The organism is Rhodanobacter sp. sgz306013, from assembly GCF_057031145.1.
The window spans coordinates 575,297-589,277 of the sequence record NZ_JBXCIJ010000002.1 but is presented as its reverse complement, the minus strand read 5'-3'; the positions used below and the strand labels follow the sequence as shown (position 1 = coordinate 589,277).

The following is a 13,981-nucleotide window of genomic DNA, read 5'->3' as shown; positions in this document are numbered from 1 at the left end:
GAAACGACACGGGCGCCCGCAGGCGCCCGTGTCCCGTTGCGGCCGGAGCCGTCGGTCAAAAGTTGTAGCGCAGGGTGAGCATGGCCGACCAGCGGGAGACCACGCGGCTGGGGTCATAGAAGCCGCCGTCGTAGGTCTGCAGCTGTTGCGGCTGGTAGTTGCCGTACTTGTCGGTGGGCAGCGAATACACGTACTGCCCCTGCGCGTTCACGCCGGAATAGTTGGCGAGGATGCGGGTGGGGTAGATGCCGGTGTTGCGCTGCTGGCCCCAGTCGCTGTTCACCAGGTTGAGTACGTTGTAGACGTCCAGCCGCAACATCCCCTTGTTGCCCTTGAAGATGCCGGGCACCTCCTGCGAGAAGCTCATGTCCAGCTCGTTCACCCACGCGGTGCGGTCGCCGTTGCGGTTGGCGATCTGGCCGCGGTGGTCGCGCAGGTAGCCGTCGCCGGCGAGGAAGGCCTGGAACTGCTGGATCGCCTGCGGGCTGGTGCCGGCGGCGTAAGCCACCTTCGGATCGTTCGCCGACGGGATGTAGACCGGATCCCATCCGCCGATGCTGTCGCCATTGGCGTCATTGCCGAACACCCAGGTATAGGGCAGGCCGGTGTGGCCGCTGTAGAACAGCGAAACCTGGGTGTTGTAGTCGCCGAAGAACGCGTGTTGCCAGGTCAGCGAGGCCTTCAGCACCTTGGCCACGTTGTAGTTGGAGGTGGCCAGCACGTCGGAGTTCGGATTCAGCCGCGCCACGCGCTGATAGCCACTGTAGGCGATGGTGTCGGTACCGGGGTCGACGTCGGTGGCGTGGTTGAAAGTGAGGCTGACGTTGCCGGACCAGCTGTCCGAGAACGGCTTGCTCAGCGCCAGCGTGAAGCTGTCCGACTTGCCCTTGTGGGTGTTGGTGAGCAAGGTGGAGGCGGTGCTGAAGGCGCGGTTCTGGTTGGCCAGCGTGTCGGCGGTCTTCGGCGCCTCGCCCGGGGTCTTCCAGAACTGCTCGCGCCCGTCCGGCAACGTGCCGGTAGGCGCGCCGAAGTTGACCGCCTCGTACAGGATGCCGTCGCGCACCTTGATGTGCTGGTACTCGGCCGAGGCCACCAGGCCCCACCAGGGCAGCTCGCGATCCAGCGCCAGGCTCATCTTCCACACGCTGGGCAGGCGGAAGTCGGGCGCGATGGTGTCGATCGAGCCTGCGCCGCCGCCGGCCGGGATGTTCTGGTGGAACGGATCGGGGCTGAAGGGAGCGCTGGCCGGATTGAACGAGGTGTAGTTGAGCAGGGTGACGCCGTTGTTCTGGAACGGGTTGGTCATCCACACCGTGGGCGGGTTGGTCTGGAACAGGCCGGCGCCGCCGCGCAGCTGGGTCTTGTAGGCGGTGTCGAAGCTGTAGTTGAACGACAGGCGCGGCTCCACGATGCGGTTGGAGGAGCCGACGGTGTAGTTGTTCGCGTAACCGAAGGTCTGCGCGAAGGCTGCGTTGTATACCGGCTGCTTGTTGGAGTGCGGCACGTCCATGCGCACGCCGTACTGCACCGACAGCGCGTCGTTGACCTGCCAGGTGTCCTGCAGGAACGGGCTGAACTGGCTGTAGGTCCACTTGGCGGCAATGTCGGCCAGCGCATAGCCGGGCGCCGGGTGGTACAGCGAATACTTGTTGTAGTTGCCGGCGGCGAAATTGGCCAGGCCCCAGAAGGTGTAGACGCCGAATTCGGACTGGCCGAACAGGTTGTAGATCTGGTTGCGCTGGAAGTCGACGCCGCCCTTGATCGCATGGTCGCCCAGGTACCAGGTGGCGGCGAGGAAGATGCTGATCTTCTTGGTGTCGATGTGGTTGTAGTGGCGGTACTGCTCTTCGCCCAGATTTACCGAGGGCCCCTTGCCGGTGGGCGAGAGGTTCACGTTCACCGAGGGCTGCTGGTACGGCGCGGTAGTGTCCTGCACGTACTTCTGGTAGCCGACCTTGGCCTCGGTGGAGAAGCTGTCGCTCCAGTCGTCGTACAGGTGCAGCACGTAGTTGTTGGTAGTGATGGCCTTGGTATAGGTGTAGCTGGTCAGGCCAACGCTGCTCGGGCTGTTGCCGCCCACGGCGGGCAGCAGTTCCTTGGTGTACTGGTAGGTGAAGCTGGCGCGGTGGTTGTTGGAGATGTTCCAGTCGATCTTGCCGAGGTAACGCTTGTCGTCGTAGGTCAGGCCGGTGGGGCCGCCGAAGTTGCCGGGGGTGAGGCCGAGCTTGGTGGCGGTGTTGATCACCTGCTGCAGGTCACCCGGCGACACCTTGTTGCTGGTGGACGGACCGTTGCCCAGCGTGCTGTCCAGGCCGTTGGCCGAATCGGCGCCAATGCCGGTGGTCTTTTCGTGCTCGGCGGAGACGAAGAAGAACAGCTTGTCCTTGAGGATCGGGCCGCCGACGTTGAAGCCGTAGGTGGCGTCCTTCTGGTAGCCCTTGTAGTGGTAGCCGGGATCGCTGCTGGGCAGCCAGCCGGCATCGCCCACCAGGTGGCTGGCGTTGCGGTAGCTGTAGTAGACCGAGCCATGGAACTGGTTGGTGCCGGACTTGGTCACCGCGTTGACGTCGGCGCCGACCACGTCGGAGGAGACGTCGTAGTTCGCGGTGGAGATGTTGTACTCGGCGATGGTCTCGGGCGAGATCGGCGACTTCTGGTAGGGCAGGCCGTTCGCGTTGAGGCCGAACGGGTCGCCCTGGGTCACGCCGTCCACCGCGATGTTGTTGTAGCGGTTGTTCATGCCGGCGGCGGAGATCGCGCCGGTGCCCTGGTCGGTCACGGTGATGCGCGGGTCCAGCCGCACCACGTCGTCGATCGAGCGGTTGCCCTGCGGCGTGGCCTGCAACTCGCGCTGCGAAATGGTGGTGGACAGGCCCTTGTTCTCGGAGGTGAAGGTCTGCGCCAGCGACGAGGCGCTCACCGTCACAGCGCCCAGCGTGCGCGCCGATTCGGCGCCCGCGCCCAGGCTGAGGTTGATCGCGGAAGGCTGGCCCAGCTGCAGGTAGACGTTGTCCTGTTCGGTGCCGGCGAATCCGGCCTTCGCCGCGGTGATCGTGAACGGGCCGCCCGTGCGCAGGCCCTGCGCCGCGTAGCGGCCGTCGGCGTCCGTGGTCACCGTCTTGGTGGTGCCGGACGGCACGTGCAGGATGGTCACTGTGGCATCGGCCACGGGCTTGCCCTGCGCATCCAGCACGCGGCCGATGGCGCCGGAGGTGGTGATGTTCTGGGCAAAGACGGAGCTAGTCGCCAGCAGCGTGGCGATGGCGAACGGAAGCGAGCGGGCACGCATCGTGATGGCCATGGGTTTCCTTGTGTGGTTTTTATAAGTGTCCCCGGAACGACGACGCCTCCCCGGAGGGAGGCGGTCGACAAGGTCGCGCTGGTTGCCGCCAGCGGCTGGGTTATCTTAAGGTGGAAATTGTGACAAGTGCGTGTGAAGGAAGTCGGGCCTCCCCCCCCTGCGTCTGCGGACGTCAGAACGCCATGTCGAACGCCACCTCGCCCTGCACCCCCACCTGGTAGGCGGAAACACGGCGTTCGAAGAAGTTGGTGACTTCCTGCACGTCCTGCAGATCCATGAAATCGAACGGGTTCTTCGCGCCGTACTTCTTCGGCAGGTCGAGCTGGGCCAGGCGCTGGTCGGCGCAATACTCGAGGTACCGGCGCATTTCCTTTGACGACAGGCCGACCACGCCGCCGGACAACACGTCCTCGGCGAACTGCGTCTCGCAGGCGATGGCATCCTCCAGCATTTCTTCCACCTGCGCGCGCATCGCGTCGTCGAACAGGTCGGGTTCCTCGGCGCGCACGGTGCGCACGACGTCGAACGCGAACGCCATGTGGCAGCTCTCGTCGCGGAACACCCAGTTCGTGCCGGAGGCCAGCCCGTGCAGCAGGCCGCGCGAGCGGAAGTAGTACACGTAGGCGAACGCGGCGAAGAAGAACAGGCCCTCGATGCAGGCGGCGAAGCAGATCAGGTTGAGCAGGAACTGGCGGCGCTGCGCACGCGATTCCAGCCGCTGCATCTGCTGGATCGAGGCCATCCACCTGAAGCAGAACTCGCCCTTGGCGCGGATCGACGGGATGTTCTCGATCGCCGCGAAAGCCTTGGCGCGCTCGCCCTGGTCGGGGATGTAGGTGTCCAGCAGAGTGAGGTAGAACTGCACGTGCAGCGCTTCCTCGTAGAGCTGGCGCGACAGGTACATGCGCGCCTCGGGCGCGTTGACGTGCTGGTACAGGTTCAGCACCAGGTTGTTCGCCACGATGGTGTCGCCGGTGGCGAAGAACGCGACGAGCCGGTGGATCAGGTGGCGGTCGGCCTCGCTCATCTTCGAGCGCAGGTCGGTGACGTCCAGTGAAAAATCCACTTCGTCCACCGTCCAGGTGTTCTTGATGGCGTTGCGGTACATCTCGTAGAACCCGGGGTAGCGCATGGGGCGCAGGGTGAGTTCGAAGCCGGGGTCGAGGATGTGCTGGGGGCGTTCGGGTTGGGTGGACATGGAGTTTCCTAGGGATGGCGTCGGGCGAACGATCTTTCTCCCTTTGGGGGAAGGTGCCGCCAGGCGGATGGGAATGCGGGGTCTGTGTGGCGTTTGCGCAAGGCCGAACCCTCACCGCCGGCCCCTCTCCCGACGAGAGATGGGAGCAAGCGGTATCACTGGCACGCTTCGCAGTACTCGGGATTTTCCAGCGAGCAGAACACGGCGGCGTTCGCCTGCTCCTGATCCACGACGGGCGTAGCCGGCTTGGCGGTCGGGGCAACCGAGACCGTGGTCTTGGCGATCTTGGTCGCCGGGCGCGAACGCAGGTAGTAGGTGGTCTTGATGCCGGACTTCCACGCGTACATGTACATGGAGCTGAGCTGGCCGATGTTCGGGTTTTCCATGAACAGGTTCAGCGACTGGCTCTGGTCGATGTACGCGCCACGCGCGGCGGCGAGGTCGATTAGGGCCTTCTGCGGCAACTCCCACACCGTGCGGTAGATGGTGCGCAGGCGCTCGGGAATGGCGGTGATGCCCTGGATGGAGCCTTCCGCCAGCTTGATCGCGTCGCGGATCTCGGTCGTCCACAGGCCCAGCGTCTTCAGCTCCTCTACCAGGTAGCGGTTCACCACCAGGAAGTCGCCCGACAGTGTCTCGCGCTTGAACAGGTTCGACACTTGCGGCTCGATGCACTCGTAGCAGCCGGCGATGGAGGCGATGGTGGCGGTGGGTGCGATCGCGATCAGCAGCGAATTGCGCAGGCCGGAAGCCTTGATCGACGCGCGCAGCGCGTCCCAGCGGGCCTGGCTGTTCGGCCTGGCGTTGGACCAGTAGTCGAACTGCAGCTCGCCGTTCGCCGCACGGCTCTCGGCGAAACCGGGGTGTGCACCGTGTTCGGACGCCAGCTCGTTCGACTGCGACAGCGCGTGGAAGTAGACCTCCTCGGCGATGCGTGTGGACAGCTCCAGCGCGTCGGCCGAGTCGAACGGCAGGCGCAGCTTGAAGAACACGTCCTGCAGGCCCATCACGCCCAGGCCGACCGGACGCCACTTGCGGTTGGCGGTGCGCGCCGTGTCGATGGGATAGAAATTCAGGTCGATCACGCGGTCCAGCTGGCGTACCGCGGTGCGCACGGTGGCGGCCAGCTTGTCGAAGTCGAACGCGCCGTCCACCACGTGGCGCGACAGGTTCACCGACCCCAGGTTGCATACCGCCGTCTCGCCGGCGCTGGTGACTTCCAGGATCTCGGTGCAGAGGTTCGACAGATGGATGACGTTCTCGGCCTTGGCCGTCTGGTTGCTGGTGGCGTTGCAGCGGTCCTTGAAGGTCATCCAGCCGTTGCCGGTCTGCGCCAGCGTGCGCAGCATGCGCGCGTACAGCTCGCGCGCCTTCACCGTCTTCACGGCGACGCCGGCAGCCTCCGCTTCGCGATAGGCCCTTTCGAACGCTTCGCCCCAGCTGTCCACCAGGTGCGGCACCACCTTGGGATCGAACAGCGACCACTCACTGTCGCTCTCCACGCGGCGCATGAACTCGTCGGGGATCCAGTTGGCGAGGTTGAGGTTGTGCGTGCGGCGCGCCTCGTCGCCAGCGTTGTCGCGCAGTTCCAGGAATTCCTCGATGTCCGCATGCCAGGGCTCCAGGTACACGCAGGCGGCGCCCTTGCGCTTGCCACCCTGGTTCACGGCGGCGACGGAAGCGTCCAGCGTCTTCAGCCACGGCACCAGGCCGTTGGAATGGCCGTTGGTGCCCTTGATCAGCGAGCCGCGCGAACGCACGCGCGAGTAGGCCAGGCCGATGCCGCCGGCGAACTTGCTGAGCTTGGCCACGTCGGCGTACTTGTCGTAGATCGACTCGAGTGAGTCGGCGGGCGAGTCGAGCAGGAAGCAGGACGACAATTGCTCGTGCGCGGTGCCGGCGTTGAACAGCGTGGGCGAGCTGGCGATGTATTCCAGCGAGGACAGCAGCCGGTACAGCTCCAGCGTCTCGCCGATCTCGCCGCCGCCCAGCGCACAGGCGATGCGCATGAAGAAATATTGCGGCGTCTCGATCACCAGCCGCTGCTGCGGATGGCGCAGCAGGTAGCGGTCGTAGACGGTGCGCAGGCCGAAGTATTCGAAGCGGCGGGTCGCCAGCGGGTCGATCGCGTCGTTGAGCTTGCGCGCGTTGGTCGCCACGAAGTCGCGGAGGCGTGCGTTGAGGATGCCCAATTCCGCGCCGCGCGCAATCGATTGCGAAAAGCTCTGGATTTCCTGGCCGCTCACTTCCTTGTCGATGTAGGCGCCCAGCAGGCGCGCGGCGAGCTGGCCGTACTCGGGTTCCTCGGCGGTGAGCGCGGCGGCGGTGCGGATGGAGAGCTGGTCCAGCTCCTGCGTGGTGGCGCCGTCGTACAGGCCGCCGATGGTCTTCAGCGCCACGCGCAGCGGATCTACCGCGTGCAGGCCGTCTGCGCTGCGGGTCACCGCGCGCACGATCTTGTTGACGTCCACCGTTTCCTGGCCGCCGTTGCGCTTGGTCACGCGCATCTGGCCGGGGTTGTGCGGCGGAGTGAGGGTGAAGGGCTCGGTGCTTTGCTGTTCTGGTGTGGCGGGCACCGGGGCTTCGCTGGTGGGTGCCGGGGTTACGGCGGCAAACGCGGACGGCTCCACGCGTGCGCCGGGGCGCTCGCGGGTGGCGGTATCGAGAGGCTGCATGTCGGTGACTCCAACCGATGGTGATCAACCGCCTGCTCCCGCGCGCAGGGCTGAAGCGACGGTTGCCCGCGGACGGTCGCGCCATCAGGCGGTTGGGCCCGATGATCCGACGCGCCTCCCCGCGGAAGCCGTCACCACTCGGCACGACGCTTGGGTCGTGCCGTGTCGGCAGGTCTTCGGACTCGCGGACCCGGGTCTGGCGACCCGCCTACTTGCCTTCGCTTCCCGGCCGCTGCGAGCCAGTGCGATCTCAAGGCGTTCGTTTCCGCTTACCGCTGCGGGGCAGTTCCGGATTTGCACCGGATTCCCTTTTCAGTCCGACCGACGATCGCGTCTGGCCGGACACCGACGGACACAACATATCGGGATGGTCGATATGGGTCAACCCAACTACTTGTGTATATGCTGTGGACAAGTCCGTTCAGCCCACGCGACTGGCGGGCGCCGCGATCGTGTTGGCGCAGTTGCGTCGGCTGTTGCGCCGGTCGTGTTCCGCTCGCTTTCGAATGCTGTCGAAAGAGGGCCCCATGGAACGCTCCGTTGCCCGGTTTGGGCCTGCTGGTCTGTGGCGGGCCGTCGTTCGCCGCCTCGCCAGCATCCGCCAGCCGTGTTGGCGCAAACGCCACGGATGGGCAGGAACAGCTGGAATCACTTCGGCGCCAAGGTCACCGCGGCCGGCGTGCGTCGCCCTGCCGACGAGCTGGGGGGCCAGCGACAGGGCGGCGGCCGGCTACCGCAACGTGATCATCGACGACAGCCGGCAAGACTCGCGCGCCGCGCGGGGCGTGCTGCACCCCATCGCCAGGTTGTCCGCAAGAAGACGCTGGCCGGCTCTATGCACTGCAAGAGCCAGAGCTTCGGCATCTATTCGCCGGCATGAGGCTCGCGCGCGTCGGAATTCATCCCGGCAGCACACGCCGCGGGCGGGGCTATCCCGAGCTGCGGACGCGACGGTTACGCGGGCTGCGTCGCAGCGTAGTCGACGGTCGGGAGTCCGCCGCGCGAATCGCAGTCACTGCGAGATTTCCGGGGCAGGGAGTCCTACAGCGCGTCCTGGTCCAGCTCGCCGGTGCGGATGCGGATCACCTGCTCCAGCGGACTGACGAAGATCTTGCCATCGCCGATCTTGCCGGTTCGGGCGGAGTTCTGGATCGCTTCCAGCACGCGGTCGAGCTGTTCGTCGGCCACTGCCGCCTCCAGCTTGATCTTGGGCAGGAAGTCGACCACGTATTCGGCGCCTCGGTACAGCTCGGTGTGGCCCTTCTGGCGTCCGAAGCCCTTCACCTCGGTCACGGTGATGCCCTGCACGCCGACCTCGGCCAGCGCCTCGCGCACGTCGTCGAGCTTGAACGGCTTGATGATCGCCACGACCAGCTTCATGGAATGTCCTCGCAGGGGCGTCGGGGGCGACGCGGATGACCATTTTGCCTTCATGGCTATGTGCTGTCGCGTGGCGGCTACCATGTAGGAAAATCCCTACATCAAATCACGGAGTCCGCCGATGGTGCGTCCACCTTGTGTTTACGGATACTTTTCCTCGACAAGTTCGAGGCGTCGTCCATGATGGACCGACTTGATATCGACCAGCTGGCACGACGCCTGGCATCGTTGGTTCCGCCCGGAGTGGCACAGGCGCAGCAGGATCTGCGAACCAATTTCCACGATGTCCTGGCGCAAGGACTGCGCCGCCTCGATCTGGTCACCCGCGAAGAATTCGATGTCCAGAGCCAGGTGCTTGCGCGCACCCGCCTCAAGGTCGAGGAATTGGAACGGCGCGTGGCCACACTCGAGGCCGCCGCAGCCAGCCGCGGGGACTAGCAGCACCAAGCCTCCCGGGAGCCGCCCCCGATCCGTCACCCTCACCCCGAGCTAACGATCGGGGGCGGTTATTTATGACCTGAAGCCTACGACGGAGTCGCTCGATGCGGGTGTGTGACAGCGGCTTCCGAGCGAGCCGGCGGCAGGCGGCCGCATGAGTCTTGCCGTCACTCTGAGCCGTGCCCAGGAAGGCATCGCTGCACCCCAGGTGATGGTCGAAGTGCATCTGTCCGGCGGACTGCCGGCCACCAACATCGTGGGCCTGCCCGAGGCTGCCGTGCGCGAGGCGCGGGACCGCGTGCGGGTGGCGATCCAGAACACCGCCTTCGAATACCCCGGCCGCAGGGTCACCGTGAACTTGGCGCCAGCCGAGTTGCCCAAGGACGGCGGCCGTTTCGACCTGCCGATCGCACTTGGCATCCTTGCCGCCAGTGGCCAGGTGCCGCGCGAAAAGCTGGACGATTGCGAATTCCTCGGCGAGTTGGCGCTGTCAGGCTCGCTGCGCAGCGTCTCCGGAGTGCTGCCGGCCCTGCTGCGCGCGCGGGCGCGGGGGCGCAAGGTGGTGGTACCACGGGCGAACGCGGCCGAAGCTGCGCTGGTTTCGGAAGTGGACGTGCGTGTGGCCGATAGCCTGGCCGACGTCTGCGGTTGGTTGCGCGGCGCGCAGGAACTGGCAGTGCCGACCGGCATCAACGTCGACGGCGGTATCTACGAAGGCCCGGATCTGCGCGATGTGCGCGGCCAGCTGCAGGCGCGGCGCGCGCTTGAGATCGCCGCCGTGGGCGGGCATCACCTCCTGCTGGTGGGGCCGCCGGGCACCGGCAAGACCATGCTGGCCGAGCGTCTGCCCGGCATCCTACCTGCGCTGTCGGAGTCCGAGGCACTGGAAACCTGCGCGGTGTGGTCGGTGGCCGGTCAGGTCACAGATCCGGCGCGCTGGCGACGCCGACCGTTCCGCGCGCCACACCATACTGCCTCGGCGGTGGCGCTGGTGGGCGGCGGTTCGCAGCCGCGGCCGGGCGAGATCTCGCTGGCGCACAACGGCGTGCTGTTCCTCGACGAGCTTCCCGAGTTCGGCCGGCACGTGCTGGAGGTGCTGCGGGAGCCGCTGGAGTCGGGCCACATCGTCGTCTCGCGCGCGGCGCGGCAGTCAACCTTTCCCGCCCAGTTCCAGCTGGTGGCGGCGATGAACCCCTGTCCCTGCGGTTATGCGGGTGATCCGCGCCGGCAGTGCCGCTGCTCGCCGGAGCAGGTCCAGCGTTATCGCGCACGGATTTCCGGGCCGCTGCTGGACCGCATCGACCTTGCGGTCGAGGTGCCGCCGTTGCCGCTGCGGGAGATGGACGCGGCGCGCGGCCCGCATGACGAGGATTCCGCCACCGTGCGTGCCCGCGTGCTGCAGGCGCGCCGGCACGCGCTGATGCGCGCCGGGCGGCCGAACGCGGAGATCAACCACCGCGAGCTGGAACGCGACTGTGCGCTGGGTTCTGCCGAGCGGCGCTGGTATGAACAGGCGCTCGAGCGCCTGGGCCTGTCCGCGCGCGCCTACCACCGCGTGTTGCGGGTGGCCCGCACGATCGCCGATCTCGACGGCGGCGCCGGGTTGCTTGAACGCGAACATCTGGCCGAGGCGCTGCAGTACCGCAGGATGTGAAGCGGCAGTGGGCGGTGACAGGTGAGTAGCGAGGGCGGGCACGCATCCCTGCGCCCCGCTTTTCTCTCGCTCCGCTCCTCTTTCCGCTCGCTTTTCGCGCTGGACGCATCGCACCCACGCGTGCTCCGATAAAGCCTCCAACACCGGACAAGGAGCGCGATGAGCATCGAACCGGGCCTGGTTCTGGTCGGCATGCTGGTGATCGGCTTTCTCTGCCAGTGGTTGGCATGGCGGGCGAAACTGCCCGCGATCGTGTTCCTCCTGCTGGCCGGCCTGCTGCTGGGGCCGGTGCTCGGCCTGCTGCGTCCGGATCGGCTGCTGGGGCCGCTGCTGTTCCCGATGGTCTCGCTGGCGGTGGCGCTGATCCTGTTCGAGGGCAGTCTCACGCTGCGCTTCCACGAGCTGCCCGGCATCGGCGGGGCGGTGCGCGGACTGGTGAGTTACGGCGCGCTGCTCGCCCTGTTGCTGCTGGCTGCCGCCGCGCACGTGGTGGCTGGCGTGGCCTGGCCGATCGCGCTGCTGTTCGGTGCGCTCACCTGCGTTACCGGACCCACGGTGATCGCGCCGATGCTGCGCACGCTGCGGCCCGGCGCGCGCATAGCGAACACCTTGCGCTGGGAAGGCATCGTGATCGATCCGCTGGGCGCGCTGTTCGCGGTGCTGATCTACGAGGCGGTGGTGTCGCACGAGCAGGGCCACACCGTGGGCGTGTTCGCAGTCACGCTGGCTTGCGGCGTGCTCGTCGGCGCACTGGCTGCCTGGCTGCTCGGTTTCCTGCTGCGGCGCCAGCTGATTCCCGAATACCTGCAGAACTACGGCGTGCTGGCGGCGGTGCTGCTGGCCTTCGCGATCGCCAACACGCTGGCGCACGAATCCGGCCTGCTCACCGTAACGATCATGGGCATCGCGCTGGGTAACCAGCGCGGTGTGCACATCGACGACATCCTCGACTTCAAGGAGCACCTCACCACGGTGCTGGTGTCGCTGCTGTTCATCCTGCTGGCGGCGCGGCTGCCGTGGCCACTGCCCGGCCACTTGCTGTGGGAAGGCTTCGGGATCTTCCTGTTGGCGCAGTTCGTCGTGCGGCCGCTCACCGTGCTGATCGCCAGTCTCGCCAGTCTCGGCAGTGCGCTGAACTGGCGCGAGCGTGCGTTGATCGCCTGGGTGGCGCCGCGGGGTATCGTGGCGGCTTCCGTCTCCGCGCTTTTCGCCTTGCGCCTGCAGGCACTGGGCGTGGCGGGCGCCGAGGCGCTGGTGCCGCTGGTGTTCATCCTGATCATCGGCACCGTGGTGCTGCAGAGCGCCACCGCGCGACTGTTGGCGTTGTGGCTGAAGGTGGCCGAGCCCGAACCGCACGGCGTGCTTATCTTCGGAGCCGACGCGGTGGCGCGCGGTGTCGGCCAGGCGTTGCAGGAGGCGGGTTTCCGCGTGGTGCTGGCCGACGACGACCATGACGGCATCCGGCGTGCGCGCATGGAGGGATTGAGCACGTTCTTCGGCAACCCGGCCTCGCCGCATGCCGAGCGCCACCTCGACCTGTCCGGCATCGGTCGGTTGCTGGCGATGTCCACCCATCGCGAGCGCAATACCCTGGCCTGCGTGCATTACCGGCAGGAGTTCGGTCGTGCGAAGGTCTACCGCCTGCGCGTGCTGGCGCTGGAGGAAAGTACCGAACGCGCCGCCCTGGCCGACAAGCTGCTGGCGCCACCGCTGTTCGACGACGCGATGACGCATGCGCGCTTCGCCGAGCTGCTCGCTCGCGGCTGGCGGATCAAATCCACGCGGCTGAGCGCCACCTTCGCCTGGCCGCATTTCATCGAGCAGTACGGCTCGGACAGCGTGCTGCTGTTCGGCGTGGAGGAGCGCGGCACGTTGCGGGTGGCTTCCGCCAAGCCTGCGCTGGAGCCCCGGCCGGGCTGGATGGTGATCGTGCTGGTGCCGCCTGCAGGAGCGCCCCCGGTGCGTGAACACCCCGAGGCCTGATCGAAACCTGGAGCATTCGCGCACACGGTGCGCTCCTGCACGCGGAGATCAGCCCACCGCAGTGCGCTGGAACTGTGCCTCCTCAGTCGAGCCCTTCAGCGCCGTGGTCGACGACTGGCCTTGCTGGATCGCCTGGGTCACCGCGTCGAAGTAGCCGGTGCCCACTTCGCGCTGGTGCTTCACGGCGGTGAAACCGCGCTCGGCGGCGGCGAATTCCCTTTCCTGCAACTCCACGAAGGCGCTCATCTGGCGGCGCGCGTAGCCGTGGGCGAGGTCGAACATGCCGTAGTTGAGGCTGTGGAAGCCGGCCAACGTGATGAACTGGAACTTGTAGCCCATCGCGCCCAGCTCGCGCTGGAATTTCGCGATGGTGGCGTCGTCGAGGTTCTTCTTCCAGTTGAAACTCGGCGAGCAGTTGTAGGCGAGCAGCTTGCCGGGATGCTTCGCGCGGATGGCTTCGGCAAAGCGGCGTGCATCGTCCAGGTTCGGCTTGCTGGTCTCGCACCAGACCAGGTCGGCGTAGGGTGCGTAGGCGAGGCCGCGGCTGATCGCCTGGTCCAGGCCAGGGCGCACCCGGAAGAAGCCTTCCACGGTGCGTTCGCCCGTGACGAAAGGCCTGTCGTTGTCGTCGACGTCCGAGGTGAGCAGGTCGGCCGCGTCGGCGTCGGTGCGCGCCACGATCAGGGTGGGCACGCCGGCCACGTCGGCGGCGAGGCGCGCGGCATTCAACTTGTCGACGGCCTCGCGCGTGGGCACCAGCACCTTCCCGCCCATGTGGCCGCACTTCTTCACGCTGGCGAGCTGGTCTTCGAAGTGCACGCCGGCGGCGCCGGCCTCGATCATCGCCTTCATCAGCTCGAACGCGTTGAGCACGCCACCGAAGCCGGCCTCGGCATCGGCCACGATGGGCACCAGCCAGTCGATCTCGTTCTTGCCTTCGGCGTGGTGCAGCTGGTCGGCGCGCAGCAGCGTGTTGTTGATGCGCTTCACCACCTGTGGCACAGAGTTCGCGGGGTACAGCGACTGGTCGGGGTACATTTCGCCGGCACTGTTCGCGTCGGCGGCCACCTGCCAGCCGGAGAGGTAGATCGCCTTGAGACCCGCCTTCACTTGCTGCATTGCCTGGTTGCCGGTGAGTGCGCCAAGGGCATTGACGAAGGGCTCGTCATGCAGACTCTTCCACAACCGCTCGGCGCCGCGCCTGGCCAGCGAATGCTCGATGGCCACGGTGCCGCGCAGGCGCACCACGTCCGCGGCGGCATAGTTGCGCCGGATCCCGTTCCAGCGAGGGTTGTTGGTCCAGTCCAGGGTGATCTGTTCGGTGGTGGGCAGCGAAGTCTTCATGGTGTGGC

General features: G+C 66.7%; 8 protein-coding genes and 1 riboswitch. Of the genes, 3 read left to right on the top strand and 5 right to left on the bottom strand.

Annotation, left to right across the window (positions count from 1 at the left end):
* Positions 1-55 precede the first annotated feature (55 nt).
* From AC2EWF_RS07620 to glnK, 4 genes are all read right to left on the bottom strand, one after another.
* Positions 56-3,301, bottom strand: a complete 3,246-nt coding sequence (locus AC2EWF_RS07620; RefSeq protein WP_483638756.1) for a TonB-dependent receptor — start codon at positions 3,299-3,301, stop codon at positions 56-58.
* 172 nt (positions 3,302-3,473) lie between these two features.
* Entirely contained in the window at positions 3,474-4,499 is a 1,026-nt protein-coding gene (locus AC2EWF_RS07615) for a ribonucleotide-diphosphate reductase subunit beta (RefSeq protein ID WP_483638755.1), read from the bottom strand.
* 155 nt (positions 4,500-4,654) lie between these two features.
* On the bottom strand, positions 4,655-7,174 hold the full coding sequence (locus AC2EWF_RS07610; RefSeq protein WP_483638754.1) for a ribonucleoside-diphosphate reductase subunit alpha: 2,520 nt from the start codon (positions 7,172-7,174) through the stop codon (positions 4,655-4,657).
* 150 nt (positions 7,175-7,324) lie between these two features.
* Positions 7,325-7,538, bottom strand: a riboswitch (cobalamin riboswitch).
* Between the two features lie 677 nt (positions 7,539-8,215).
* Positions 8,216-8,554, bottom strand: coding sequence for a P-II family nitrogen regulator (gene glnK / locus AC2EWF_RS07605; protein WP_192163057.1), 339 nt, complete (start codon positions 8,552-8,554; stop codon positions 8,216-8,218).
* Between the two features lie 180 nt (positions 8,555-8,734).
* Here glnK and AC2EWF_RS07600 point away from each other — a divergent pair, with 180 nt between their 5' ends.
* The 3 genes from AC2EWF_RS07600 to AC2EWF_RS07590 all read left to right on the top strand — a co-directional run bounded on the left by AC2EWF_RS07600 (position 8,735) and on the right by AC2EWF_RS07590 (position 12,629).
* Positions 8,735-8,992, top strand: a complete 258-nt coding sequence (locus AC2EWF_RS07600) for an accessory factor UbiK family protein (RefSeq protein ID WP_483638753.1) — start codon at positions 8,735-8,737, stop codon at positions 8,990-8,992.
* Between the two features lie 154 nt (positions 8,993-9,146).
* A complete protein-coding gene (locus AC2EWF_RS07595; protein WP_483638752.1) occupies positions 9,147-10,646 on the top strand; it encodes a YifB family Mg chelatase-like AAA ATPase in 1,500 nt (499 codons plus the stop codon).
* 159 nt (positions 10,647-10,805) lie between these two features.
* Complete coding sequence (locus AC2EWF_RS07590) at positions 10,806-12,629, top strand: cation:proton antiporter (RefSeq protein ID WP_483638751.1); 1,824 nt, start codon at positions 10,806-10,808, stop codon at positions 12,627-12,629.
* Between the two features lie 48 nt (positions 12,630-12,677).
* Here the strand turns inward: AC2EWF_RS07590 and aceA are convergent, their stop codons facing one another.
* Positions 12,678-13,973, bottom strand: a complete 1,296-nt coding sequence (gene aceA / locus AC2EWF_RS07585; RefSeq protein ID WP_483638750.1) for an isocitrate lyase — start codon at positions 13,971-13,973, stop codon at positions 12,678-12,680.
* Positions 13,974-13,981 lie beyond the last annotated feature (8 nt).

What these genes read in the sequence shown, in the direction of transcription:
- AC2EWF_RS07620 (WP_483638756.1), bottom strand. Translation starts at nt 3,301, where the DNA reads ATGGCCATCACGATGCGTGCCCGCTCGCTTCCGTTCGCCATCGCCACG.
- AC2EWF_RS07615 (WP_483638755.1), bottom strand. Translation starts at nt 4,499, where the DNA reads ATGTCCACCCAACCCGAACGCCCCCAGCACATCCTCGACCCCGGCTTC.
- AC2EWF_RS07610 (WP_483638754.1), bottom strand. Translation starts at nt 7,174, where the DNA reads ATGCAGCCTCTCGATACCGCCACCCGCGAGCGCCCCGGCGCACGCGTG.
- glnK (WP_192163057.1), bottom strand. Translation starts at nt 8,554, where the DNA reads ATGAAGCTGGTCGTGGCGATCATCAAGCCGTTCAAGCTCGACGACGTG.
- AC2EWF_RS07600 (WP_483638753.1), top strand. Translation starts at nt 8,735, where the DNA reads ATGATGGACCGACTTGATATCGACCAGCTGGCACGACGCCTGGCATCG.
- AC2EWF_RS07595 (WP_483638752.1), top strand. Translation starts at nt 9,147, where the DNA reads ATGAGTCTTGCCGTCACTCTGAGCCGTGCCCAGGAAGGCATCGCTGCA.
- AC2EWF_RS07590 (WP_483638751.1), top strand. Translation starts at nt 10,806, where the DNA reads ATGAGCATCGAACCGGGCCTGGTTCTGGTCGGCATGCTGGTGATCGGC.
- aceA (WP_483638750.1), bottom strand. Translation starts at nt 13,973, where the DNA reads ATGAAGACTTCGCTGCCCACCACCGAACAGATCACCCTGGACTGGACC.